This is a genomic window from Streptomyces liangshanensis (assembly GCF_011694815.1).
Classification (GTDB): Bacteria; Actinomycetota; Actinomycetes; order Streptomycetales; family Streptomycetaceae; genus Streptomyces; species Streptomyces liangshanensis.
In genome coordinates this window covers 3,930,395-3,954,499 of the sequence record NZ_CP050177.1, presented here as the reverse complement: position 1 = coordinate 3,954,499, position 24,105 = coordinate 3,930,395, and the positions used below count along the sequence as shown (strand labels likewise).

The window sequence follows — 24,105 nt, the reverse complement described above, 5'->3', positions numbered from 1 at the left end:
ATTCGAAAAGGCCGAAAGGAACACTGACCAGCAATGGCCGACGAGAACACCCCCCAGAACGCCGACACCCCCGAGAACGGGGACGGAGCGGGCGCCCCCGACGCCCCCCTCATCGTCGAGTCCGTCACCCCGGTGGAGGGCCTGGCGATGCGCGTCGAGCCGGTCGGGCTCGAGACGGAGATGCAGCGCTCGTACCTCGACTACGCGATGTCCGTCATCGTGTCGCGCGCGCTGCCGGACGTACGGGACGGTCTGAAGCCCGTGCACCGCCGGGTGCTGTACGCGATGTACGACGGCGGCTACCGGCCCGAGAAGGGCTTCTACAAGTGCGCCCGCGTCGTCGGTGACGTCATGGGTACGTACCACCCGCACGGCGACTCCTCGATCTACGACGCGCTGGTCCGCCTCGCGCAGCCGTGGTCGATGCGGATGCCGCTGGTGGACTCGAACGGCAACTTCGGTTCTCCCGGCAACGACCCGGCGGCCGCGATGCGGTACACCGAGTGCAAGCTGATGCCGCTGTCCATGGAGATGCTCCGCGACATCGACGAGGAGACCGTCGACTTCAAGGACAACTACGACGGCCGCAACCAGGAGCCGACGGTCCTGCCGGCGCGGTTCCCGAACCTGCTGATCAACGGCTCCGCCGGGATCGCGGTCGGCATGGCCACCAACATCCCGCCGCACAACCTGCGGGAGGTCGCGGCCGGCGCGCAGTGGGCGCTGGAGCACCCGGACGCCTCGCACGAAGAGCTGCTCGACGCGCTGATCGAGCGCATCAAGGGCCCCGACTTCCCGTCGGGCGCGCTGGTGGTGGGCCGCAAGGGCATCGAGGAGGCGTACCGCACGGGTCGTGGCTCGATCACGATGCGCGCGGTGGTGGCGGTCGAGGAGATCCAGAACCGCCAGTGCCTGGTCGTCACGGAGCTTCCGTACCAGACCAACCCGGACAACCTCGCGCAGAAGATCGCGGACCTGGTCAAGGACGGCAAGGTCGGCGGGATCGCCGATGTCCGTGACGAGACGTCCTCGCGTACGGGCCAACGCCTGGTGATCGTCCTCAAGCGGGACGCGGTCGCCAAGGTCGTACTGAACAACCTGTACAAGCACACCGAGTTGCAGAACAACTTCGGCGCGAACATGCTGGCCCTGGTCGACGGGGTGCCGCGCACGCTGTCCCTGGACGCGTTCATCCGCCACTGGGTGACGCACCAGATCGAGGTCATCGTCCGGCGCACGAAGTACCGGCTGCGCAAGGCCGAGGAGCGGGCGCACATCCTGCGCGGCCTGCTCAAGGCGCTGGACGCGATCGACGACGTGATCGCCCTGATCCGGCGCAGTGACACGGTCGAGATCGCGCGTACGGGCCTGATGGGCCTGCTGGAGATCGACGAGATCCAGGCGAACGCGATCCTGGAGATGCAGCTGCGCCGCCTGGCGGCCCTGGAGCGGCAGAAGATCGTCGCGGAGCACGACGAACTCCAGCTGAAGATCAACGAGTACAACGCGATCCTGGCGTCGCCGCAGAAGCAGCGCCAGATCGTCAGTGAGGAACTGGCCGTCATCGTCGAGAAGTTCGGCGACGACCGGCGCTCCAAGCTGGTGCCCTTCGACGGTGACATGTCCATCGAGGACCTCATCGCCGAGGAGGACATCGTCGTCACGATCTCCCGCGGCGGCTATGTGAAGCGCACGAAGACGGACGACTACCGCTCGCAGCGGCGCGGCGGGAAGGGCGTGCGGGGGACGAAGCTCAAGGAAGACGACATCGTCGACCACTTCTTCGTCTCGACGACGCACCACTGGCTGCTGTTCTTCACCAACAAGGGCCGGGTGTACCGGGCCAAGGCGTACGAACTGCCGGACGCCGGGCGGGACGCGCGCGGCCAGCACGTGGCGAACCTGCTGGCGTTCCAGCCGGACGAGCAGATCGCGGAGATCCTGGCGATCCGCGACTACGACGCGGTGCCGTACCTGGTCCTGGCGACCAAGGGCGGCCTGGTGAAGAAGACGCCGCTCAAGGACTACGACTCCCCGCGGTCGGGCGGTGTCATCGCGATCAACCTCCGGGAGACGGAGTCGGGCGCGGACGACGAACTGATCGGCGCGGAGCTGGTGTCGGCGGAGGACGATCTGCTGCTCATCAGTAGGAAGGCGCAGTCGATCCGGTTCACGGCGACCGACGAGGCGTTGCGGCCGATGGGGCGCGCCACATCGGGAGTTAAGGGGATGAGCTTCCGCGAAGGCGACGAACTGCTGTCGATGAATGTCGTCAGGCCGGGTACGTTCGTCTTCACCGCCACAGATGGTGGGTACGCGAAGCGAACCGCGGTGGGTGAATATCGCGTCCAAGGACGTGGTGGTCTCGGCATCAAGGCTGCCAAGATTGTCGAGGACCGAGGTTCCCTGGTGGGCGCGTTGGTGGTCGAGGAGACGGATGAGATCCTTGCCATCACCCTGGGCGGCGGTGTGATTCGCACGCGAGTCAACGAAGTCAGGGAGACCGGCCGTGACACCATGGGCGTTCAACTGATCAACCTGGGCAAGCGGGACGCCGTCGTCGGCGTCGCCCGCAACGCCGAGGCGGGCCGTGAGGCCGAGGAGGTCGACGGGGTGGGTGACCCGGAGGCCGCCGAGGCGGGCACGGCAGAGGCCGGTACGGGCGAGGTGCCGCGTACGGCCGAGGTCGCCGAGGGCACTCAGCCTTCGGCAGGGGAGCACGAGGAGTAAAGCGTGAGTGGAGCCACGGGCGCCGGATCGGCCGCTTCCGGAGGGAACGGTGCTCGTGGCCCTGCCACGGACTCCCAGGGGGTTGCGGTGACGGACACCCGGGGGCAGCAGCCCCCGTTCGATACGTACGGCGCTGAGCAGTCGAAGTCGGCCGCGCAGCCTTATCACCCGCCGCAGGCGTATCCCTCGCCTGCGGGTGGGACGCAGGGCGGGCAGCAGGGCCTCGCGGGCGCCTCCCAGGGCGTCGCGGGGGCTTCCGCCGGGGCGCCGGCCTCGGCGGTGCGTCTGCCGAGGACAGGGGCCCGTACGACCCCTCGTACACGCAAGGCGCGACTGCGGGTGGCCAAGGCCGATCCGTGGTCGGTGATGAAGGTCAGCTTCCTGCTCTCCATCGCGCTGGGCGTGTGCACGGTCGTCGCGGCGGCGGTGCTGTGGATGGTCATGGACGCCATGGGCGTCTTCACGACGGTGGGCGGCACGATCAGTGAGGCCACGGGCTCCAACGAGTCCAACGGCTTCGATCTCCAGTCGTTCCTGTCGCTGCCGCGGGTGCTCGTCTTCACGTCGGTCATCGCGGTGATCGACGTGGTGCTGGCCACCGCGCTGTCGACGCTGGGCGCCTTCATCTACAACCTGTCGGCGGGCTTCGTGGGCGGTGTCGAGCTCACGCTCGCCGAGGACGAGTGAGCAGCGGCTATCGATTTTGGGGCTGGCCCCGGAGTGCGCTAATCTTCAGGGGCAGCGCGGGGCTATAGCTCAGTTGGTTAGAGCGCATCCCTGATAAGGATGAGGCCACAGGTTCAAATCCTGTTAGCCCCACCCGCGTGAAGACCCCCAGGCATTCGTGCCTGGGGGTCTTCTGCATTCCCCGGTGACTTCCTTGCGGGCAAAGGGACTTGGGGTGGTTCAGGGCTCCGGGTGGACGGCTGCTTCGACGATGTACGGGTTGAACAGTTCCCGGATGCAGAGGAGGGGGCGGTCCTTGGTGTCCAGGGTGTACGTCTTGACCGCGCAGGTGGCGCCGTCCGGCCAGGTGGCGCGGCCGACGTGGACGATGCGGCGGCGGAGGGTGACGCCGGCCTCGGCGAGGGCGAAGCCGACCGGGTGCGCGGGGTCGGCGACCGCCTGGTCGACCCGGGGGTCCACTCCGGAGAGCGCCGCGACCGTGTTGTCCGAGACCGCGCGTCCGGTGACGGTCAGCAGGCGGGCCCGGCGGAGCAGGCAGTGGTCGGTGCTGCCGGGGCGCAGGGCTTCGCGGATGTCGGGCGGGAGGGCCTGCGGGCTGACGGTGCGTACGTCACGGGCCCGGGCCCGCAGGGGGCCGCGTACGAGGGCCTGGAGGAGCGGGGTGGTCAGGCCGTCGCTGTTCAGGAGTATGCGGGTCGCGGCGGAGGAGAAGGCCATCGCGGCCGGATCCAGGCCGCGCAGGGCGGGGTCCGGGCCAGGCTGAAGAGTATGGGGGGACACGACATCCTCGGTCTGGTCGACAGCCGTACATCGGCAGCCCAAAGAAGGCAGCAGCAACGATCCTGCAAGCCCCCTGTTGTGGCGCCTGTGACAGGTTAGACGTTTTGGGGCGGTAGGGATGGATCTGTCGCGGGCTGCCGCGGGCGCCCGCCGAGGTGCGGCCGGTGCGGTCGTTCGCCGTTCGGGGCCTGTTCCCGCGGTGGAGCGGGGCGGCGGGGGTCGCGGGGGCGGTCGGCGTTCCCGCTCGCGCTCACTCGAAAGTGCCCGGTGGGAGAAGGGTGTTCGAGGTCGTTGGGCGGGGGTGCGCGGGGTGAGGTGGGTGGGTTTGCCGGGGTGTGCGGCGGTGGGGTACTACTGTGCGTGATGATGATGTCGCTTTGTGTCGCGACGTGTTCCGGCCGTACGAGTCGAATCGAGGACCAAGTGAGCAACGCCCCGGCCCCCGTGCGCGAAGCGGGCGCTTCGACGGTTGTCGACTACCGGCTCGGGTCCTCGGGTGCCGAGCAGGAACGTCTCCTCGCGCAGTGCGAGCTGCTGCGGCCGGCCGCCGTCGCCCTGCTGGACACGATCCCCCTGCCCCCGGGCGCGAACGCGCTGGACCTGGGGTGCGGGCCGCTGGGCGTCCTCGACCTCCTCAGCGAACGGGTCGGCCCCGCCGGATCGGTCACCGGCCTCGACACCGATGACCGGATGATCGGCTGGGCCCGGGAGTCCGCCGCCGCACTCGCCCTCGGCAACGTCGAGGTCCGCCACGAGGCGCTGTCGCCGGACACGGCCGCCGGCGAAACGTACGACCTCGCCCACTGCCGGCTCCTGCTGATCAACACGACCCACCCCCGCCTGATCCTGGGCGCGATGGCCGCCGCCGTCCGGCCCGGCGGGTGGGTCGCGGTCCAGGAGTTCGACTGGGCGACCTGGCAGTGCGACCCGCCCCACCCCGCGTGGAGCCGCCTCAAGACCCTCCTCACCGGGATCTTCGGCGGCGACGTCCACATCGGCGCCCGGCTGCCCGGCCTGCTGGCCGAGGCGGGTCTCACCGACGTACGGGCCGCCGCCCACGCGTACTACTGGCAGCCGGGCGACCGGTACCAGACGCTGCTCCTCTCCTTCGCCGGTCTCTTCCGCGAACGCCTCCTGGAGCACACCCCGCTCACCCCGCGGGAGCTGGACGCCCTCACGGGCGCGCTCGGCGACCACCTCGCCCGGCCCGGCACGACCGTCCGCGAAAGCCTGCTGGTGCAGGCGTGGGGCCGTAAACCCTGACGGCGCGGCCGGGGGGAGGAACGGCGCCGCCGGGGCACTTTTGGGTGGGGTTGTTCGTCGTTCGGTAGGGGGGAGTTGGCGTGCGGGGAGGTCACCGATCGGTATCGGTCGGTGTGTATAGTCGGGCGCCAGAAGTCCCCTACGTCAAGGAAAGACGAGGTCGCGCGGTGAAGAAGCTTCTCTTGGTCGCACTGGCTGCCATCGGCGGGCTCCTCGTGTACCGCCAGATCCAGGCGGACCGCGCCGAGCAGGATCTGTGGACGGAGGCGACCGACTCCGTGCCCGCAGGTTCGGGTGTGTGAGACGCAGCAGTCCTGAACGCAGCAGTTCTGAACTGAGCAGTCCTGAACGCAGGCAGCAGTCCTGAATGCGAGCCCCGGTCGCCGAGCGGCCGGGGCTTCGTGCTGCCCGGCCGCTCCGCCGCCCGGTTGCCATGGCAAAGCGCGGCCCGGCCGGTGATTCGGGCGGTGGGCGGACAGCGGTGAGGGGCGCGGGGCAGGATGGTCCGGCGAGTGAGTGAGCCGGGTGCGTGGGTGGTGCGGGGTGCGGTACGGGTGGCGGGGGGAGCGCGCGTGAAGTGGTGGGGTGGCGCGGGCGGCCGCGGAGCTTCGGCGGGCGCGCTGGCGGGCGTGCTGGTGGTGGCCTTGGCCGGGCAGGCTCGGGCGGGGGTGTCCGCGGGCGCCGCGGTGGGGTCCGTACGGGAGACCTCCCTGGTCGGAGGGCCCGCGCCGTACACCTTCCAGCCCGGCGCCCGGGCGGTCACCGGCGCCGCCACGACCAGCGACGCGCGGCGGCTCGACGCCGGGGCCACCTACCGGGACTCCATACGGCCCGGTGACCGGCTCACGTACCGCGTGGACCTGGACGCGACGAGCGACGCGTACGTCTCCGCCGTCGCCGTCCCGCCCGCCACCTCGGAGGTGGCCTACGGCGACAGGATCAAGGTGTCGTTGCAGAACCGCCAGGGCAACGACTGCAGTTCCAACGACGCGCGGTTCGGGGCCTCGGCGCGATTCCCCCGCCCCCTCGCCGCCTACGCCTACCGGACGATCGAGAAGGGCGCGTACGCCTGCCAGGAGGCCGGCCCCTACTTCGTCGTCGTCGAGCGCGTCAGCGACGACGCCACCACGGCCACCCCGTGGGACCTGGAGATCCGGCACGTCCGGGAGCCGGCCGTCACGGCGCCCGGCGGTCCCACCACGGCGCCGTCCGTGTGGCCCAGCGCCTCCCCCGTACCCGCCGAGGAAGGGCCGAGGGCGCGGGCGGGCGGCGCGGGCTTCTACGACGCCGAGGGGCTCACGCGCGGCGAGTGGACGGCGAGGATCGAGCCGGGCGCCTCCCTCTTCTACCGGGTGCCGGTCGACTGGGGCCAGCAGCTCTTCGTCAGCGCCGACCTCGGCAGCTCCCCCGGCACGGGCTTCGTGAGCGGCGCGCTGGCGATGTCCCTCTACAACCCGGCGCGCGGGCTCGTCGGTGACTCCGGCTCGGTGTCGTACGACGGGAGACAGAAGACAACCGCGCTCGACCCGCTGCCGCCGGTCGCGTACGAGAACCGCTTCGGCTCGCGCTCCGGTGCCAAGGAGATGCGCTTCGCGGGCTGGTACTACCTGCGGGTCAGCCTGAATCCGGAGGTCGGCAGGACGTTCGGCGCGAAGCCGTACGGACTGACGCTGCGGGTGAACGTGGAGGGCGCGGCGAAGAGCGGGCCGCGGTACGCCGGTCCCGCGGGCGACTTCGCCGTGGACGAGGGGAAGCGGGACGAGGCGGCCGGCGGGCCGGGCGGCGCGGCGGACAGCGGCACGATGGCGCTGGTGGCCGCGGCCGGGATCGGGACGGGCACGCTGCTGGTGCTCTGGCTGGGGGCGTGGACGCTGCTCGCGCGGCGGCGTGCGGCGCGGATGCCGGCCGGGCGGTAGCCGGCTGTGGCGGGGCGGGCTGTTGCGGGCGGCTCAGCCGTGGGTCAGGGCCCAGATGCCCACGGCGAAGCAGGCCAGCGCGAGCAGCAGGACCGGGATCGTCACCTTCGGGGGCGGTCCCGGACGGGTGTGTCCCGGAGGGGTGTGAGGCGGCGGGACCTCCGGTGTGCGGGTGGTGTACGGGGCTGTGGGGGCCGGTTCGTACGGCTGTACGGCGACGGTCGGGGCGTGGGAGGGGGCGGGCGCCGGGCCGTAGGGCTGGAGGGGAGGGGGAGGGAGGGGTTGCCCCTCGGGCCGGGGCTGGGGCTGGGGCTGGGGCTGATGGGGTGGCGGGAGGGGCGTGGGTGACTGCTGCGGCTCGGCCCGTACCGGCGGAGGCGGGAGGTGGAAGCTGCCGGTGTCCGACATCGAGCCGTGGCCGGGGTCGTGACCCGAGCCGTGGCCGGAGTCGTGCCCCGGGCCGTAGTCTGCCCGCCGCCCGCCGCCCCCTGTGGTCGGCGCGGGCTCCGGGGGCGGGGCCGGGAGCGGGCCCGAGGGGCCGAAGCCGACCGGGAGCGGCCCGATCTGGTCGAAGATCTCGACGGGCTCGTCGTCGGTGTCGGGCTCGGGCAGCAGTTCCAGCGCCGCCGCCAGCGCCTTGCGCGCGCCCGTGGCCGTACGGAACCGGGCCCGCGGATCGGGCTGGAGCAGCCCCGCCAGCACCTGCCACAACGGCTCGGGAATGCCCTGCGGCGCCCCGGGGGTGCCGTGGGCGGCGAAGTACTCGATCAGCGCCCTGGCGTCCGGCTTCCGCCCCTGCAACAGGTAGAGCGCGACCAGGCCGGCCGCGAACAGGTCGGCGGGGAAGTCGGGTTCGGCGCCCATCATCTGCTCGGGGGCGAAGTAGCCGGGGGTGCCGAGCACGTAGTCCGTCTCGGTCAGGCGCGGCTCGCCCTTGCGCATGGCGATGCCGAAGTCGGAGAGGCGCAGGTGGGGCCGGGCCTTGCCGGTCGCCTCCATCAGGATGTTCGCCGGCTTGATGTCGCGGTGGACGACGCCTTCCGCGTGCACCGCGGCGAGACCGGACAGCAGCTGGTCGAGGAGGGTGCAGACGAAGGGGGGAGGGAGGGGGCCGTAGTCCCCTATGACGTGTGCCAGCGAACCACCGCTGACCAGGGCCATGGTGAACAGCACCTTGTCGTCGTCCGCGGACCAGCTGGCCGGGGCGAGGACGTGCGGGTGGTCGATCCTGAGGGCCTGTTCCCTGACGAACCGCAGCAGCGCGTGCGCGTCGCTCTGCTGGAGGACCTTCGCCGCCACGTAGCGGCGGCGCCGGTGGTCCCAGGCGCGCCAGACGGCTCCGGCGCCCCCGCGCCCGATCGGGTCGACCAGTTCGTACCGCCCCGCGAAGACCTCACCCATGGCGCCGCGTCCGCTCCCCGTCTGCCGGTCTGCTGATCCGCCGTCCGCCCGGCCGCCTCGCCCCCCCTGGCGCGGCCGGGCCCGTCGTCAGTTCTGGTGCGCCTCGTAGTGGGCGACCGCCTCGGAGGTGCGCCCGGCGCCGTACACCCGGAGGAACTCTGCCAGTTCGGGCTGGGTCGGGGCGAGGGCGGCGGCCGCGTCGATGATGTCGCCGGCCGCGGCGACGGACCGCAGCAGCGACTGGATCTCGCGGACGACCCGGCGGACCGTGGGGGCGCCCGAGGAGTTGGTCGTCTGGCCGGTGCCGGTGAGGACGGAGCCGCCCTGCGACTTCTTGATCTCGTCCATACGGTCCGTGGCCTCCCCGGCGCTGACGCTGCCGTCGCAGACCTGCGCCGCCAGGTCCTGGAGGGACTGGACGCGCTGGACGACGGCGGGGTTGCCGATCTTCGCGCGCTGGCCGCTCATCAGCTGGGAGAGCATCGGCGCCGACAGGCCGAGAACGGCGGCGAGCCTGGCCTGGTTCAGGCCGAGGTCGTCGATGAGCCGGCGGAAGAGCGCTCCCAGAGGCTCCCCGTACCAGCTTCGTTGGAGTTCTCTGGCTCTGGCCGTCGATTCCTGCTGTGCGGCATCCATGCGCGTCTCCCCATCGCTTCCCCAAACGCGGCAGCTTCGCTGCTGCGAACCTCGTGGGGCATCTTACGGAGCGTGGTCGGGCGCGGGGAGCCCCCATTATTTTGGAGGATCACGGGGTACACCCGGTACGCTGTTCCCCGGTGACGGCCGACGGCTTCTGTGCGGCTCGGTCGTGACCGACCCGTTCGCGGGGCCTTAGCTCAGTTGGTAGAGCGCTGTCTTTGCATGGCAGATGTCAGGGGTTCGACTCCCCTAGGCTCCACTTCCGAAATGCCCTCCTGAACTGCGGAAACGCAGTTCAGGAGGGCATTTCTGCGTGCCCGCGCCGTCCCACCCAGTGGATCTTCCTTTCCGGGGCGCGGGCTGGGTGTTAGCCTCCCCGGCGATCTGCACGGAGTGCCGTCCGGCGGGAGCGGCGGCGTGGCTCCGCGCTCGGAGGGGGACACCAGTGAGTCGTAAGGCGGCAGCTCAGCAGCTCCGTGATGCCACTCCGGACATCATCGAGGCGTACCGGGTGGCGTTGGGGCGCCTCGGCAGCCCCCTGGTGTCCCGCGAGGACATCTGGCGGCAGTGCCGTCACCAGGCACAGAACATCGTGGCCGAGTGCGCGCAGGCCCTGGAGACCGATACGTACGCGGAGTCGCCGGGCGTCGGGGAGTACACCCGGCTGCTCGGCGCGCACCGGGTGGTGCAGCAGGTTCCGGTGTCCGAGTCGGTGCGTGCGGTGGAGGTGCTCTGGCAGGCCATGCACCTGGTGGTCGAGGAGGCCGTCGGGCGGGTGGGGCCGGAGGAGCGCCTCGCGGCGGCGCAGATGGTGAGCACCGCGTTCCGGACGTCCACCGGCAGCCGTCTCTACCAGGGGATCCGGGGGAGCGAGGAGGCGCGGCTGCCGCTCGGGGCCGAGGTGCGGGAGGAGGTCTCCGCGGCGGCCTCCGCGGAGGCGCCGGCGGAAGAGCCGGTGCTCGACCTGCTGACGCTGCGCGAGCGGCAGATCCTGGAAGCGGTGCGCGACGGGCTGACGAACCGGCTGATAGCCCGCCGGCTCGACATCAGCGAGGCGACCGTGAAGCGGCATCTGCACAACGCCTACCGCAAGCTCGGGGCGAACTCCCGCGTGCAGGCGGTCAACAGGGCTTTTCTCTTGCCGAGCTGACGTGCCGTCGGGCCCTCTGATTGCCGGGGCCTGCCCGGTGTCGACATATCAGGGGCCGGGTCACAGGGCGGCGAGTGCGGCCAGTGCGGCCAGTACGAGCAGGTTCGCCGCGTACTGCGTGACCATGAAGGCCCGGTAGGCGAGCCGCCGTTGCCGCCGGTCGGCGTGCGTCCGCCGGGCGTCGCGCACCACCCGGGTGACGACCCACACCGCTCCGGCCGCCACCGGCACCGTACCCACGAGGTCGAGCGGGGCCCACAGCAGCGCCGCCACCGGACCGGCCACCCCGACCAGGACGGCGCCGGCCACCGCGAGCGCGCGCGCCGCCGCCATGCCGTGGACGACCGCGACGGTACGGCGGCCGCCGGCCGCGTCGCCGCCCGCGTCCCCCAGGTCCTTGACCACGGCGCCGACCACGGCCATCCAGGCGGACATGACGCAGCCGAAGACCAGGCCCGTCGTGGACAGGGCCGAACCGGCCGCCGCCGCACCCGCCGCGTACGAGGCCATCCCCATGGCGAAGACGACGGCCGCGCAGCGCCCGCTCGACTCCTTCGCCCGCACCGGGGCGGCCGAGTAGGCCCAGCCGAGCAGCAGGAACACCACGACCCACCCGAGCACGCCACCGCCGGCCGCCGCGCCGAGCGCCAGGGCGGCGCCGGCGAGCAGGACCGTGACGGCCGCGGCCCGGCGGACCGGCAGAGCCCCCCGGGCGATCGGGCGCATCGAGCCGTTGGCCCGGTCCTCGCGCACGTCCGTCACGCCGTTGAGCAGATACGCGCAGGACACGGCGCACCACCACGCCGTCATGCCGAGCAGGGTCCGCCACCCGGGCTGCGGCAGCCGTACGACCGACAACGCGCCCACCGCGAACCGCAGCACGAACATCGTCTGCACCAGCGGGCGTGCCTCCGCCCAGCAAAGGCGCGCCGTCTCCGTCACGGTGTGCCACCGAACGTCCGGTGCGCGAACCGGACCGAAAACCCTCGGAAAAGCACCGGAATTGCTCATGGCCGCAGCTTAGGAGCGCTGTCGGGCGCGCTTCTATACAACCATCGGTGTACGGGTGTACGCCTCCTCTGCACCCTCCTTGGGCCGTTGGTCGCAGATCCCTGTGGCGCCCCGGAAACGTACGGCACGATGGGCACAGCCGCGGTCCGGGAAATGAATTCCCGATAGCGCGGCGGGAGAACCAAGGAGGCTTTCGAACAATGAGCACACGGGTTTCCACATGAAGACCTATGAGAAGTCCGATGCCGCGAGAATCATGGCGGCCATCGGCTCCAGCGGGCATTACGACGGAATTCTCGCGCCGTACGACATCACCGTCTCGCGGGCGCACGTCGCGATGCTGCTGGACCAGGGGGTCGTCCCGCCGGACGCGGCCGCGCGGGTGCTGCGCGAGCTGGACGACCTGGAGCGGCGGCTCCTCGCCGGGGACGAACCGCTCGACCCCGAGGCCGAGGACGTCCACACGGCGATCGAGCAGTACCTGGAGACGCGGATCGGCGTGGACGCCGGGTGGCTGGGCACCGCGCGGGCCCGCAACGACCTGGCGGTGACGGCCCTGCGGCTGTGGATCCGCGACCAGGTCATCGCGCTCCGGTCGAGGATCCTCGCGCTGACGAAGGCGATGCTCACCCAGGCCGAGCGGCACGCGGCGACCGTCATGCCCGGCTTCTCGCACCTCCAGGTCGCCCAGCCGATGACCTTCGGTCACGTCTGTCTCGCGTACGCCGAGGCGTTCCTGCGCGATGCCGAGCGGATCTCCTTCGTCCTCGCCCTCCAGGACGAGTGCCCCATGGGGTCCGCAGCCCTGGCCGGCACCGGCTTCCCGGTCGACCGCTCCGCCGTCGCGCGGAACCTGGGCTTCCGGCAGCCGACGGCGAACTCCCTGGAGAGCGTCGGGGACCGGGCGTTCGCCCTGGACTTCCTGAGCGCGGGCGCCTCGGTGGCCCTCAACCTCTCCCGGTTCGGCGCGGAGATCGTCTTCTGGTCGTCGCAGCCCGTCGGGCTGATCACCCTCCCCGACGAACTGGTCAGCGCCTCCTCGGCCATGCCGCACAAGCGCAACCCCGACGCGGCGGAGCTCATCCGCGGCAAGACCGGCCGGGTCCTGGGCAATCTCCACGCCCTCCAGACCGTGGTCAAGGGGCTGCCCCTGAGCTACTTCAGGGATCTCCAGGAGGACAAGGAGCCGCTGTTCGACACCGCGCGGACCCTGGAACTCTCCCTGGACGCCGCCGTCATGATCGCGACCCTGATGGAGCCGAACCCGGACGCGATGCGCCGGGCCGCCGACATCGCCTTCGTGACCTCGGGCGACCTGGCGGACTGGCTGACCCGGGAACGCGGCATCCCCTTCCGTGAGGCCCACCACCTGGTGACGGCGCTCGTACGCCTGTCCCAGGAGCAGAACTGCTCCCTCGGCGCGTTGCCGCTCGAAGCGCGACGCGGCGTCGACGAACGCCTGGCATTCGAGGAATGGCCGGACATCACCGTCGAGACATCCGTGGAATCGCGGGCGAGCCAGGGCGGTACGGCGCCCCGGCGGGTCCTCGAATCGGCCGCCCGGCTCCGGTCGCGCCTCGTCGAATTCATCGAATTCGAGGCCGACTTCTCCGACCAGGAAACAATCAAGCGAGTAGGAATGATGACGTCATGACCAGCACTCTGATGGAGAAGTCGGCGCGGCTCCTTTCCGACGACGATCTGGACACGTACAAGAAGCAGTACTGGAAGGACGGCTACACCGTCCTGCGCGGTCTGTACACCCCGGCCGAGACCGAGTCGTACCGCAGGGAGGTCGAGCGGCTCTTCCACCTCGACGGTCTGGACGACGATCTCAATCTGCGCACCGAGTTCCGGCGCGGGCCCGACGGCCGGTACGCCTTCGACCGCCTCGACCCCGTCCTCGACATATCGCCGGGGATGACGGACGCCGCGAAGCACCCGGCGCTGCTCGGTGCCCTGCGGACCATCCTCGACGGCTCCCCCGAGGTCCTCAAGTGCAAGCTGATCCGCAAGGAGCCGGGCACCAACGGCTACATCCCGCACCAGGACTTCCTCTACTGGCGGTGGCTCGACGAGAGCCCGGACAAGCTGTGCACCGCGGTGATCAACCTGTACCCGAGCGACGCGCGCAACGGCGGGCTCGGCTTCTACCGGGGCACCCACCACGCGCTGCTGCCCGGCCCGGCGAGCGATCCCCAGGCGGACTGCGACCCGACCGCACTCGACGCCGCGAGCATCGACATGCCCGCGCTGGAGCCCGGTGACGTCCTGGTCTTCCACTCGCTCGCCGTGCACTTCAGCGGCCGCAACGCCGGCGAGGTCCCGCGGACCGTGCTCCTGCCCTCGTACTGCGCCACCGACGACTCCGGGCTGTACCGGAAGTACTACCAGCGTGAAGTCGTACGGCGCTGCAAGGAAATGGTCGGCTTCGAGCGCTACTTCGAGCGCAACGCCGCCATCTGACCCCCTCTTCCTCCTGCCTGACGCGTCCAAAGGTTGCCCGACATGCGTATTCTCCTGCTCCACCCCGTCTCCTCCTGGTCGCTGGACCGCGTCGCCGCGGTCTGCGCCCGCGAGGACTGGCAGCTGACGATCGTGACGATCGGGAGTTCGACGGTCGGGGACGGCACCCCCGGGCTGCACGAGTGGATCAGAGTGCCGGAGCTGACGAACTCCCCGCGGGACCTGCTCGCGCAGATCGGGGCCCGCCGCTACGACGCGGTGGTCGCCGGCAATGAGTTCGCGGTGATCGCGGCGGACGTACTGGCCCGGGAACTGGGGCTGTACCACAACGACGTCACCCGGATCCGGGCCTCGCGGGACAAGTCGCTGATGCGCGAGGCCTTCGCGTGCCACGACATCCCGCAGCCCCGGGTGATCACCCGGCTCGGCTCGGTCGAGGAGAGCCGGGCCTTCCCCTGGGAGACCGTGTCCTTCCCGGTGATCGTGAAGCCGATCGACATGGCCATGAGCCTCTTCGTCCGCAAGTGCCACACGCAGGCGGAGGTCGAGGCCACCCTGGCGAAGATGCTGGACTTCAAGAAGTCGCGGCTCACCAACCTCGCCTACACCGCGGGGGCACTGGTCGAGGAGTTCGCGGACGGGCCGGAGTTCAGCCTCGAATGTGTCGTACGGGACGAGAGGATCGTCGCCCACGCCCTGACCAGGAAGTTCCTGTCGGCGCCGCCGGCCTGCCACGAGGTGGGGCACGTCTCCGGCGACGAGATACCGGTACGGCACCGGCGGGACCTGCTGGACGCGGCCGAGCGCATCGCCTCGGCCTGGGGGATGGCGCAGGGCGTCATGCACGTCGAGTTCAAGATGGACGCGGAACGGATCAGCGTGATCGAGGCCGCCGCCCGGCCCGTCGGCGGCCACGTACCGGAGATCGTCGAGCTCCAGCACGGCCTGCACCTGGAGGAGGCGTTCCTCCACGCCCGCCTCGGCCTCGGCTGGAAGGCCCCCGAGCCCGCGCAGGGGCCCACCCGGCACGGCATCCGCTTCCACTTCGCCGAACGCACGGAGACGGCGAGCCCCGAGAGCGTCGAGGTCGTCCACGCCGTCCACGACGACGGCAACACCGTGCCGGGCGCGGAGCCCTTCTCCGTGAACCGGCGGCTGGGGCACTCCGTGCTCCGCGGTGAATCGGCGGACGATCTCGCCACCTACATCGGGGCGCTCTGACCGGCGAGAAGCGGCGAGAAGCGGCGGGACGCGGCTGAAGCGGCCGAAGCGGCGTGAAGCGGAGAGAAGAGGTACGGAACATGGACACCCCCCAGCAGATCATCGTCGTGGGCGGCGGCCCGGGGCTCTGCGACCGGCTGCGTCAGGCCGGTGCGGAGATCACCCTGATCGACACCCCGGCGCGGTACGAGCCGGCGCTCGTACCGGTCGCCCGGCGCACGGTGCTGACCGAGTACGACGACCCGTCGCTGCCACCGCTCCTGCGGGCGCTCCACCGGGAGAGCCCGTTCGCCGCGGTGGTCTCCCTGACGGAACAGGGACTGCTGCCCGCGGCGCGCATCGCCGCGGATCTCGCGATCCCCGGCCTGCCGCCGGACGTGGTCGAGCGCACGCGGGACAAGTTCGCGATGCGTGCCTGGCTGCGGGACAAGGGATTCTCCGCGGTCGGCGGCGCGGTCGTGCGCGACGCCGCCGGCATCCGGGCCTTCGCCGCGGAACACGGCTACCCGGTGATCGTGAAGCCGCGGCACGGGCAGGGCAGCGAGAACGTCGCCTGCTTCCGGCGGGCCGACGACGTGGTGATGCCCCCGGCGGGCGCCGACGAGTACATCGCCGAGCCCTTCCTGCCGGGACCGGAGTTCTCCGTCGAGGCGTTCAGCCACGCGGGCGAGCACCTGATCGTCGCGATCACCGGCAAGTTCACCCAGGACGACGACCCGGACCATCCCTTCGTCGAGGTGGGGCACGTCGTCCCGGCCCCGATCGGGCCGGAGGTCGCGTCGGCCGTCAGGGCGTACGTCGCCGCCTTCCTCGACGTCATGGGCATCACCGAGGGCGTCACCCACACGGAGGTGCGGGTGACCCCCTCGGGTCCCGAGGTCATCGAGACCCACACCCGGGTCGGCGGCGACCAGATCGCCACGCTGGTACGGCAGGCCACCGGCCACGACCTGCTCGACCTCGCGGCCCGGTGGGCCGTCGGTCGCGAGGCACCCCAGGAACCGGCGCCCGGGGCCGCCGGCGCCGCCGCCATCCGCTTCTTCACACCCCCGCCCGGCCGGGTCACCGACATCACCGGGGTGCAGCGATGGCAAGGACTCCCCGGGGTCCTGAAGCTCCACCTCCCCCTGCGGGCCGGGGACACCGTCGGGGCCGTCCGGAACTCCCGTACCCGCGTCGGATACGTACTGGCCACGGCCCCCACCGCCCAGGAGGCGATCGGGATCTGCGAGACCGTCACGTCCGGGATCCGGATCCATGTCAGCCCCTGACACCCCGTCCCCCGAGCCCCCGTCCCCCGAGCCCCCGTCCCCTCCCCAGAGATCGGCGCACCCCATGCAGGTCGGTACGAACACGAACGGCGGCCTGATCCGGGGCCGCTTCAGAGAGGAACTGGACGAGGTGATGGAGCAGATCAACGCCTCCATCGGCTTCGACCGGCGCATGGCCACGCAGGACATCGACGGCTCGGTCGCCCACGTCACGATGCTGCGCGAGCAGGGCATCATCTCCGGGGCGGACGCCACCGCCATCACCGGGGGACTCGACGTGATCCGCGGCGAGATCGTGTCCGGGACCTTCGCCTACTCGGTGAAGCTGGAGGACATCCACATGAACGTCGAGGCCCGCCTCGGCGAGCTCATCGGCGAGGCGGCGGGCCGGCTGCACACCGCCCGCAGCCGCAACGACCAGGTCGCCACCGGCTTCCGGCTCTGGGTCCGCGACGCCCACGACCGTACGCTGCGCCTCCTCGCCCGGCTCGTCGGCGTCCTGGTCGAGCAGGCCGCGGCGCACACGGCGACCGTCATGCCCGGCTTCACGCACCTCCAGAGCGCGCAGCCCGTCTCGTTCGGCCACCACCTGATGGCGTACGTCGAGATGTTCGGCCGCGACCACAGCCGCTTCCGGGACGCCCGCGCGCGGATGAACGAGTCCCCGCTCGGCGCGGCGGCGCTGGCCGGCACCTCGTTCCCCATCGACCGGGCCCGCACCGCCGAACTGCTGGGCTTCGAGCGCCCGATGCGCAACTCCATGGACGCGGTGTCGGACCGGGACTTCGCCCTGGAATACCTCTCCTCGGCCTCCCTGTGCATGACGCACCTGTCGCGCCTGGCCGAGGAGATCGTGCTCTGGATGTCGCCGCAGTTCGGCTTCGTCGAGCTGTCCGACGCCTGGACGACCGGGTCGTCGATCATGCCGCAGAAGCGCAATCCCGACGCCGCCGAGCTGGTCCGGGGCAAGACCGGCCGGGTGCACGGCGCTCTCCTGGGCCTTCTGACGGTGATGAAGGCGCTGCCGCTGACGTTCTCCAAGGACATGCAGGAGGACAAGGAGACGACGTTCGACGCGGCGGACACCCTGGAGCTGTGCCTCAAGGCGACGATCGGCATGATCGGTGACATGGAGGCGCGCGGCGCCGCGATGGCGGCGGCGGCCGGCTCCGCCCACGCGACGGCCACCGACCTCGCGGACTGGCTGACCCGGGAACTCGGCATGCCGTTCCGCGAGGCCCACCACCTCACCGGCCGCCTCGTGCGGCTGGCGGACGAACACCGCACCACCCTGGCGCGGCTGACGCTGGACCAGCTGCGCGGCGTCGATCCCCGTATCACCGCCGACGTGTTCACCGTGCTCGGAGTCGAGGACTCGGTCCGGTCCCGCCGCAGCTTCGGCGGCACCTCCCCGGAGCGCGTCGCCCACGAGGTCGAGCAGTGGCGGACCCGCGTGGAAGCCCTGCAGGCGACATGACCACCTACCGCGAGCTCTTCGCCGTCCGGGAGTTCCGAGCCCTGTTCGTGGTCCGCCTGTTCACGATGACGGCGGTCGTCCTCTCCGGGCTGGCCCTCGGCACGGTCATGTACGGCGAGACAGGATCGCCCCTCCTCACCTCCGTCGCGCTGTTCGGCGGACCGCTCGTCCAGCTCGTCACCGCGCGCTACCTGTCGGCGACCTCGGACCTGCTGCGCCCCCGCACCGCGATGATCTTCATGGCGTGCGTCGCGACCCTCACCGCGTCCCTCCAGGCGCTCCCCGGCCTCACCTGGTGGATGCGCTTCGTGATCCTCGCCGGCGGCTACGTCGCCCTGGCCGCCACCGCCGGCACCGTCATCGCCCTGCTGTCGGACATCGTGCCGAAGGACGCGTACGTCCTGGCCCGCTCGACCATGAACATCACCGTCGGCGGCATGCAGATCATCGGCAACGCCGTCGGCGCCCTGCTGCTCGCCGTGATGTCGACGTCCTGGCTGTTCGCGATCGCCGCGTGCGTCAGCGTCACCGCTGGGGTCCTGGCGCGGACCGGCCTGTCGGACCGTCCGCCGCGGGCCCGGGGCAACGTCGTCGAACGCAGCCGCCGCGTCAACCACGAACTCCTCACCTCTCGCGACGTACGGCCGCTCCTCCTGATGATGTGGGTGCCCAACGGCCTGGTCGTGGGGTGCGAGGCGCTGTTCATCCCGTACGCAGGGGGCGAGGCCGGGTTCCTGCTGGCGGCCGGCGCGGTCGGCATGCTCCTGGGGGACATCGTCGTCGGCCGGTTCGTCCCCGAGGCCCTGCGCGACCGGCTGGTCCTGCCCCTGCGCGCCCTGCTCGCGCTGCCGTTCCTCGCCTTCCCCCTGTCGCCGCCGGTAGTGGTCGCGGCGGCCCTGGCCGGGCTCTCCGCCTTCGGCTTCTCGGCCTCGCTGCCCCTCCAGGAGCGGCTGGTCCTGCTGACCCGCGAGGACGTACGCGGCCAGGCGTTCGGCCTGGCCGGCACGGGCCTGATGGTGGGCCAGGCACTGGGCGCCGTGCTGGCGGGCGGCCTCGCCCAGCTGTACGGGACGCACGAGGTCGCCTGGGCGATGGCCACCATGGCGGCGCTGTCCCTGCTGGTGACGGCGGCGCTGCGCGCGGTGGGACGGGTCCCGGCACACCCGCCCATGCCCGGCCCGCCCACGCCCGACCCGCTCACGGCCGCCGGATAACCCCCGGCCGAATTGCCGGCTCCCGGATCAGGGCCGCCCGACTTGCCGGGTGCGGTGAAGGGTGCTGCGGGGCGTTGTGGCAGGTCGGAGCGGGTCTTCCGGGCGTACGGGGAGGGGTACGGAGTCCCGGGCCGCCCGGGCCGGTTGGACCGTACGAGTGGTGTTCATCCGAAGAACTGCGCAGCTGCGGCGTCGCTCCCTGGATTCCCGAGATGCGTACACATCATGAGGAAGGTATGTAGATCGACCAACCCGACATCGCACCATCAGAGAACAGAAAGAAGGGGTCATGGCCGCCATCAAGGTCAAGACGTTGTGGGCCGTCTTCATCACCGCGTTCTTCGCGGTGCTCGCCTCCCTGGGACTCACGTCCCCCGCGACGGCCGCCGGCAGCGCCGTGTCGGCGCAGCCGGCCGAGAAGCCCGCGCCCGCGCCGGCTCCCGCCGCCGTCCCACCGCACCGGCTCACCGAACCCGCACCCACGAGGGCGGTGCCGTCGCTCGCACCGCCGCGGGGACGGGCCCTGCCGCCCACGATCAAGCAGCGGATCACCGCCGAGGCGCACGGTTCGTCCCCGTCGGTCCGTCACCTGCCCGCCGACCTGCCGGACGGCCCGCAGGCGGAGTCGGACGCCCACGCCGCCGACGCGGCGCTCGTCGCAGCGTGAGGCGCCGGAAGCCTTTCGGCCGTCCGGCGCCCACTCCCGCTACGGTCGGAGCACGTGATCAGGTCGGACCATGTGATCAGGTCGGAGCACGTGATCAGGTCGGACCACGTGATCAGGGCCGGTCGTCCCGGTCGTCACGCTTGTCCCGGTCAGCGGCCTCCGCCTCGGCCTGCTTCGCCTGGACCTCGGGATCCAGCGGATCCACCGGGTGGCTGCCGTCCACGGACGTCAGCGGCGCGCGGTCGGACATCTCCGTAGCGGCCGGCGGTTCCACCAGCCAGTCCGGGTTGGCCTGCTTGTCCCACCACTTCCAGGCGGCGAAGGCCCCACCGGCCACCGCGCCCAGGACCAACAGGCCCTTGGCGGCACGTCCGGCCCTGGCCCGCCGCTGGTGCTTCTTCACCAGCTTCCGTACTTCCTTGGCGGTGATCTGTCCGCGCAGAGCGGCCAGCGCCGCCGCCGAACGCGCCGCGGCCTCCTGGGCCACGGGCTGTGCGGTGGCCACCGCCTGCTCGACCCGCGGCACCGTGTAGTCCGCCGCCTGACGGGCGGCCTTCCTGGTGGCCGCCGCGGCCTGGTGAGCGGCGTCGTCGAACTTCGGAGGCACATGGGGCGCCACATAGGCGCCGTACTGAATACGAGCTTGCTGAGCGGCCTTCGACACGGTCGGGGCCAGTCGTACACGCGCCTCGTGCGCGTACAGAGCGGCCTGCTCCTTGGCCGTACCGGCGTAAGGCGCCACCGCTTCCGCGGCGTGCTGCACGCTCTCCTTCGCCGAACCGGTAGCGGCGCGCACGCTGTCCATGCGGGTCACAGGATCATCCTCCTCGGTGGCGTTCCGTATATCGCCTGTCCACCCTTTTCGAGATCATGCCCGCTGGGCTCGGTCTCGGCATGTGATGCGGGCATCCGGGTCATGGCAGGCGACTTGGGTGATGCTCGGGCATTGCGGTCCTTTGGGACCCCGTGCACGACAATGCCACGCTTCGCTTCGGCACGCCCCTGTCCCGGCGGGACCGGACGAGCCTTTTTTCGGCGTGTGTACTGCGCGTGTACCTCTCCGCGCCTGTCCGCCGAACCCCCTCCGTACACCTGGGTCCGCAGCCGAGTCCGCAGTCGAGTCCGTAGCCGAACCCGTGGTCGGGTACGCGCCGCGCCTTCCGTGCGAGGATCGCGGGAGTCAGTGAAGACACACGGAAGGCAGATCGTGGCCGAGCAGCTTTACGCCACCTTGAGGACCAGCCAGGGGGACATCGAGATCCGGCTCCTGCCGCATCACGCGCCCAAGACGGTCAAGAACTTCGTCGAGCTCGCCCAGGGCGGGCGCGAGTGGACCCATCCGGCGACCGGCAAGAAGTCGACCGACCCTCTGTACGACGGCACGGTCTTCCACCGCGTCATGAGCGGATTCATGATCCAGGGCGGGGACCCGCTGGGGAACGGCACCGGGGGACCGGGGTACGAGTTCGCCGACGAGTTCCACCCGGAGCTGGCCTTCGACAAGCCGTACCTCCTGGCCATGGCCAACGCGGGCCCGGGCACCAACGGCTCGCAGTTCTTCATCACGGTGTCGCCGACCACCTGGCTGAACCGCAAGCACACCATCTTCGGCGAGGTCACCGGCGAGGCGGGCAAGAAGGTCGTGGACACGATCGCCGGCACGCAGACGAATCCGCGGACCAACCGCCCGTTGCAGGACGTCGTCATCGAATCGGTCGTCATCGAGACCCGCTGACCGCGCCGGGAACCTTCGTGCCCTGTTCGTCCGTAGTGGTTACATGACGGGCCGGCGGCCGGCGCACCCCGCGCCGGCCGCCGCCACCAGGCGGGAGGGACAGATGGACCAGCCGGCCGAAGGCCTGCCCAGCTGCTACCAGCACCCGGGACGGGAGACCGGCATACGGTGCACCCGCTGCGAGCGGCCCATCTGCCCCGCGTGCATGGTCAGCGCCTCGGTGGGATTCCAGTGCCCGGACTGTGTACGACAGGGTTCCGGTACGGGGCATCCGCCGGCGGCGAACCGGCCGCGGACGATCGTCGGCGGGACCGTCGCCCGCGACCCCCGGCTGCTCACCAAGATCCTGATCGCCCTCAACGTCGTGGTGTTCGTCATCGCCACGCAGAGCGAGACCTTCGTCAACCGCTTCGACCTCGTCGGGCAGGCCTTCGACCCGGAGCTCGGCCACCTGGTCGGCGTCGCGGACGGGCAGTGGTACCGGCTGGTCACCGCGATGTTCCTGCACGAGCAGATCTGGCACATCGGCTTCAACATGCTGAGCCTCTGGTGGATCGGCGGACCGCTCGAAGCCGCGCTCGGCCGCGCCCGCTACCTCGCGCTCTACCTGATCTCCGGACTCGCGGGCAGCGCCCTCACCTACCTGCTCGCCGCGGAGAACGCGCCCTCGCTGGGCGCCTCGGGCGCCATCTTCGGGCTCTTCGGCGCCACGGCCGTCCTGATGCGGAAGCTCAAGTACGACCTGCGGCCGGTCATCGGCCTGCTCGTCGTGAACCTCATCTTCACGTTCAGCATCCCGGACATCGCCTGGCAGGCCCACATCGGCGGCCTCGTGGCGGGCACGCTCGTGGCCGTCGGCCTCGTCCACGCGCCCCGGGAACGCCGGGCCCTCGTGCAGTACGGGACGGCGGCGCTCGTGCTGGCGGCGACGGTCGCCGTCGTCGTGCTCCGCACGGCCGCGATCACCTGAGGCCACACCCGGTCGGGTTGTCCACAGAACGTGTCGGATCTTGTGCACGCCGTGGGGAACACCAGTGCCCCTTGTCGCTGATGTGGGTCTGACCAGCAACGACAAGGGGCAACCGCGGAACGGGAGCGGGGGACGCAGTCACACCGGCGTCAACATTCCGTGGAGTTATCCACAGATCTTCTGACCTTTTCCCCTGCTGTGGACAACGCTGTGGATAAGCCTGGGGAGAGCTTGACGCCCGGGGTGGGGAGCGGCTACTCCGACCGCCGAGCGGCTACTTCCACTGCGTGGAGACACCGAAGCCGATGGCGATGAAGCCGAAGCCGACCACGATGTTCCAGTTCCGGAAGCTCTCCAGCGGCAGGCTGCCGTCGGTCACATAGAAGAGGACGATCCAGACCAGGCCGATCAGGAACATGGCCAGCATGACCGGGGCCACCCAGCTGCGGTTCGTCAGCCTTATGTTGGTCGCCTGATTCGCGACCGGCGGCGGCGTGAAGTCGGCCTTCTTGCGGATACGTGACTTCGGCACGAGGAACTCTCCTGTCGATGCGCTGCGTGACCGCGCAGGGGACTGAAACGGGGTGCCGGGCGGGGAACAGGGGGAACGCTGCCTCCCCAGGCGTCCGTTAGCGTAGTGCTTCCATGGCGTCTAAGGAGATAAGGGTACGTTGAGCAATTCCGCCGACTCTCCGGCAGGTGCCCCCGAGGGCACCCCGCCGGGCGCGCCAGAAGGACCGCGCCGCCGCCTGGTCCCCCGGCCGGTCAGGCTGCTCACGGCCGCCGTCTTCGCCCTCGCCGGCCTGATCTTCGTGACCAGCTTCAACACCGCCAAGGGCACCAACATCCGTACGGACGCGTCGCTGCTCAAGCTCTCCGACCTGATCCACGAGCGGGACCGCAAGAACGCGGACCTGGGGAGGTCCGCCGCGCGGGTCCGCCGCGAGGTCGACGCCCTCGCCAGCCGCGACGACGGATCGACCGAGGCCGAGGACGCCCGGCTGCGCGCTCTGGAGAAGGCCGCGGGCACCGAGGAGCTCACCGGCGCCGCCCTCACGGTCACGCTCGACGACGCCCCGCCGGACGCCAGGGCCAACCCCGGCTACCCCGAGCCGCAGCCCAACGACCTGGTCATCCACCAGCAGGACCTCCAGGCCGTCGTCAACGCCCTGTGGCAGGGCGGGGCGCGCGGCATCCGCGTCATGGACCAGCGGCTGATCTCCACCAGCGCCGTGCGCTGCGTGGGCAACACGCTCATCCTCCAAGGACGCGTCTACTCGCCGCCGTACCGGATCACCGCCGTGGGCGACCGGGAGAAGCTGTCCAAGGCGCTCGCGGACTCCCCGGCCATCCAGAACTACCAGCTGTACGTGAAGGCGTACGGCCTGGGCTGGCAGGTCGACGAGCACAAGCGGCAGACGCTCCCGGGCTACACCGGCACGGTGGACCTCCACTACGCGAAGCCCGCAGGATCGGCCGGATCCACCGGCTAGGTCCTGTCCGGTGG

22 protein-coding genes and 2 tRNA genes are annotated in these 24,105 nt (G+C 71.0%); 18 read left to right on the top strand and 6 right to left on the bottom strand.

All coding sequences use genetic code 11. The annotated features are described in order from the left end of the window. Window positions 1-33: 33 nt before the first annotated feature. The 3 genes from gyrA (at window position 34) to HA039_RS17025 (ending at window position 3,549) form a co-directional block, all read left to right on the top strand. The gene (gene gyrA / locus HA039_RS17035) at window positions 34-2,730 is read left to right on the top strand and encodes a DNA gyrase subunit A (RefSeq protein ID WP_425086353.1); all 2,697 of its coding nucleotides are present in this window, start codon (window positions 34-36) and stop codon (window positions 2,728-2,730) included. Window positions 2,731-2,817: 87 nt separating this feature from the next. Next, window positions 2,818-3,417, top strand: a complete 600-nt coding sequence (locus tag HA039_RS17030; RefSeq protein WP_167030372.1) for a DUF3566 domain-containing protein — start codon at window positions 2,818-2,820, stop codon at window positions 3,415-3,417. A 58-nt stretch (window positions 3,418-3,475) separates the two neighbouring features. Beyond that, a tRNA-Ile gene (locus HA039_RS17025) sits at window positions 3,476-3,549 on the top strand. Window positions 3,550-3,636: 87 nt separating this feature from the next. Here HA039_RS17025 and HA039_RS17020 read toward each other — a convergent pair. Then, a complete protein-coding gene (locus tag HA039_RS17020; RefSeq protein WP_167030369.1) occupies window positions 3,637-4,197 on the bottom strand; it encodes a hypothetical protein in 561 nt (186 codons plus the stop codon). 423 nt (window positions 4,198-4,620) lie between these two features. Between HA039_RS17020 and HA039_RS17015 the strand changes: the two genes are divergently transcribed. The 3 genes from HA039_RS17015 to HA039_RS17005 all read left to right on the top strand — a co-directional run bounded on the left by HA039_RS17015 (window position 4,621) and on the right by HA039_RS17005 (window position 7,376). Further along, the gene (locus HA039_RS17015) at window positions 4,621-5,460 is read left to right on the top strand and encodes a methyltransferase domain-containing protein (RefSeq protein WP_167030366.1); all 840 of its coding nucleotides are present in this window, start codon (window positions 4,621-4,623) and stop codon (window positions 5,458-5,460) included. A gap of 167 nt (window positions 5,461-5,627) precedes the next feature. Next, window positions 5,628-5,762, top strand: a complete 135-nt coding sequence (locus HA039_RS34045; protein WP_003958712.1) for a DLW-39 family protein — start codon at window positions 5,628-5,630, stop codon at window positions 5,760-5,762. A gap of 210 nt (window positions 5,763-5,972) precedes the next feature. Then, window positions 5,973-7,376: a hypothetical protein gene (locus HA039_RS17005; RefSeq protein ID WP_243869517.1), complete on the top strand. Its 1,404-nt coding sequence runs from the start codon at window positions 5,973-5,975 to the stop codon at window positions 7,374-7,376. Between the two features lie 33 nt (window positions 7,377-7,409). Here the strand turns inward: HA039_RS17005 and HA039_RS17000 are convergent, their stop codons facing one another. Next, window positions 7,410-8,777 carry a serine/threonine-protein kinase gene (locus HA039_RS17000; protein WP_167030363.1) on the bottom strand — a complete coding sequence of 456 codons (1,368 nt, stop codon included), beginning with the start codon at window positions 8,775-8,777 and terminating at the stop codon, window positions 7,410-7,412. An 87-nt stretch (window positions 8,778-8,864) separates the two neighbouring features. Next, the gene (locus tag HA039_RS16995) at window positions 8,865-9,413 is read right to left on the bottom strand and encodes a helix-turn-helix domain-containing protein (protein WP_167030360.1); all 549 of its coding nucleotides are present in this window, start codon (window positions 9,411-9,413) and stop codon (window positions 8,865-8,867) included. A gap of 189 nt (window positions 9,414-9,602) precedes the next feature. Here HA039_RS16995 and HA039_RS16990 point away from each other — a divergent pair. Beyond that, window positions 9,603-9,675 (top strand) — tRNA-Ala (locus tag HA039_RS16990). Window positions 9,676-9,861: 186 nt separating this feature from the next. Further along, window positions 9,862-10,566, top strand: a complete 705-nt coding sequence (locus HA039_RS34040) for a helix-turn-helix transcriptional regulator (protein ID WP_243869515.1) — start codon at window positions 9,862-9,864, stop codon at window positions 10,564-10,566. Window positions 10,567-10,626: 60 nt separating this feature from the next. Here HA039_RS34040 and HA039_RS16980 read toward each other — a convergent pair whose 3' ends face one another. Next, complete coding sequence (locus tag HA039_RS16980) at window positions 10,627-11,508, bottom strand: UbiA family prenyltransferase (RefSeq protein WP_167030357.1); 882 nt, start codon at window positions 11,506-11,508, stop codon at window positions 10,627-10,629. 289 nt (window positions 11,509-11,797) lie between these two features. On the opposite strand from HA039_RS16980, the gene argH (HA039_RS16975) reads away from it, so the two are divergent. From argH (HA039_RS16975) to HA039_RS16945, 7 genes are all read left to right on the top strand, one after another. Beyond that, a complete protein-coding gene (argH, locus tag HA039_RS16975) occupies window positions 11,798-13,231 on the top strand; it encodes an argininosuccinate lyase (RefSeq protein ID WP_167030354.1) in 1,434 nt (477 codons plus the stop codon). Next, the gene (locus tag HA039_RS16970) at window positions 13,228-14,043 is read left to right on the top strand and encodes a phytanoyl-CoA dioxygenase family protein (RefSeq protein WP_167030351.1); all 816 of its coding nucleotides are present in this window, start codon (window positions 13,228-13,230) and stop codon (window positions 14,041-14,043) included. Before argH (HA039_RS16975) ends, HA039_RS16970 begins: the two co-directional genes overlap by 4 nt. A 42-nt stretch (window positions 14,044-14,085) precedes the next feature. Then, window positions 14,086-15,264 (top strand): ATP-grasp domain-containing protein, encoded by a 1,179-nt coding sequence (locus tag HA039_RS16965; RefSeq protein ID WP_167030348.1) that lies wholly within the window; start codon window positions 14,086-14,088, stop codon window positions 15,262-15,264. A gap of 80 nt (window positions 15,265-15,344) precedes the next feature. Next, window positions 15,345-16,535 carry an ATP-grasp domain-containing protein gene (locus HA039_RS16960; RefSeq protein ID WP_167030344.1) on the top strand — a complete coding sequence of 397 codons (1,191 nt, stop codon included), beginning with the start codon at window positions 15,345-15,347 and terminating at the stop codon, window positions 16,533-16,535. Between the two features lie 64 nt (window positions 16,536-16,599). Then, window positions 16,600-18,012, top strand: coding sequence for an argininosuccinate lyase (gene argH / locus HA039_RS16955; protein WP_208298635.1), 1,413 nt, complete (start codon window positions 16,600-16,602; stop codon window positions 18,010-18,012). Beyond that, the gene (locus HA039_RS16950; RefSeq protein ID WP_208298634.1) at window positions 18,009-19,226 is read left to right on the top strand and encodes an MFS transporter; all 1,218 of its coding nucleotides are present in this window, start codon (window positions 18,009-18,011) and stop codon (window positions 19,224-19,226) included. The genes argH (HA039_RS16955) and HA039_RS16950 overlap by 4 nt, the downstream gene beginning before the upstream one ends. Window positions 19,227-19,515: 289 nt before the next feature. Then, on the top strand, window positions 19,516-19,893 hold the full coding sequence (locus HA039_RS16945; RefSeq protein WP_167030338.1) for a DUF6344 domain-containing protein: 378 nt from the start codon (window positions 19,516-19,518) through the stop codon (window positions 19,891-19,893). A gap of 112 nt (window positions 19,894-20,005) precedes the next feature. On the opposite strand, the gene HA039_RS16940 is transcribed toward HA039_RS16945, so the two are convergent. After that, window positions 20,006-20,707 carry a DUF5324 family protein gene (locus HA039_RS16940; RefSeq protein ID WP_167030336.1) on the bottom strand — a complete coding sequence of 234 codons (702 nt, stop codon included), beginning with the start codon at window positions 20,705-20,707 and terminating at the stop codon, window positions 20,006-20,008. Between the two features lie 393 nt (window positions 20,708-21,100). On the opposite strand from HA039_RS16940, the gene HA039_RS16935 reads away from it, so the two are divergent. Next, entirely contained in the window at window positions 21,101-21,628 is a 528-nt protein-coding gene (locus tag HA039_RS16935; RefSeq protein ID WP_167030333.1) for a peptidylprolyl isomerase, read from the top strand. Between the two features lie 103 nt (window positions 21,629-21,731). Beyond that, on the top strand, window positions 21,732-22,598 hold the full coding sequence (locus tag HA039_RS16930; protein WP_167030330.1) for a rhomboid family intramembrane serine protease: 867 nt from the start codon (window positions 21,732-21,734) through the stop codon (window positions 22,596-22,598). Between the two features lie 274 nt (window positions 22,599-22,872). Here HA039_RS16930 and crgA read toward each other — a convergent pair whose 3' ends face one another. Next, on the bottom strand, window positions 22,873-23,130 hold the full coding sequence (crgA, locus tag HA039_RS16925; protein ID WP_167030327.1) for a cell division protein CrgA: 258 nt from the start codon (window positions 23,128-23,130) through the stop codon (window positions 22,873-22,875). Window positions 23,131-23,269: 139 nt separating this feature from the next. On the opposite strand from crgA, the gene HA039_RS16920 reads away from it, so the two are divergent. Continuing rightward, window positions 23,270-24,091, top strand: a complete 822-nt coding sequence (locus HA039_RS16920) for a DUF881 domain-containing protein (protein WP_425086352.1) — start codon at window positions 23,270-23,272, stop codon at window positions 24,089-24,091. Window positions 24,092-24,105: the final 14 nt, after the last annotated feature.

What these genes read in the sequence shown, in the direction of transcription:
- HA039_RS16995 (WP_167030360.1), bottom strand. Translation starts at nt 9,413, where the DNA reads ATGGATGCCGCACAGCAGGAATCGACGGCCAGAGCCAGAGAACTCCAA.
- HA039_RS16945 (WP_167030338.1), top strand. Translation starts at nt 19,516, where the DNA reads ATGGCCGCCATCAAGGTCAAGACGTTGTGGGCCGTCTTCATCACCGCG.
- argH (WP_167030354.1), top strand. Translation starts at nt 11,798, where the DNA reads ATGAAGACCTATGAGAAGTCCGATGCCGCGAGAATCATGGCGGCCATC.
- HA039_RS16970 (WP_167030351.1), top strand. Translation starts at nt 13,228, where the DNA reads ATGACCAGCACTCTGATGGAGAAGTCGGCGCGGCTCCTTTCCGACGAC.
- HA039_RS16965 (WP_167030348.1), top strand. Translation starts at nt 14,086, where the DNA reads ATGCGTATTCTCCTGCTCCACCCCGTCTCCTCCTGGTCGCTGGACCGC.
- HA039_RS16930 (WP_167030330.1), top strand. Translation starts at nt 21,732, where the DNA reads ATGGACCAGCCGGCCGAAGGCCTGCCCAGCTGCTACCAGCACCCGGGA.
- argH (WP_208298635.1), top strand. Translation starts at nt 16,600, where the DNA reads ATGCAGGTCGGTACGAACACGAACGGCGGCCTGATCCGGGGCCGCTTC.
- HA039_RS16950 (WP_208298634.1), top strand. Translation starts at nt 18,009, where the DNA reads ATGACCACCTACCGCGAGCTCTTCGCCGTCCGGGAGTTCCGAGCCCTG.
- HA039_RS16960 (WP_167030344.1), top strand. Translation starts at nt 15,345, where the DNA reads ATGGACACCCCCCAGCAGATCATCGTCGTGGGCGGCGGCCCGGGGCTC.
- HA039_RS17000 (WP_167030363.1), bottom strand. Translation starts at nt 8,777, where the DNA reads ATGGGTGAGGTCTTCGCGGGGCGGTACGAACTGGTCGACCCGATCGGG.
- gyrA (WP_425086353.1), top strand. Translation starts at nt 34, where the DNA reads ATGGCCGACGAGAACACCCCCCAGAACGCCGACACCCCCGAGAACGGG.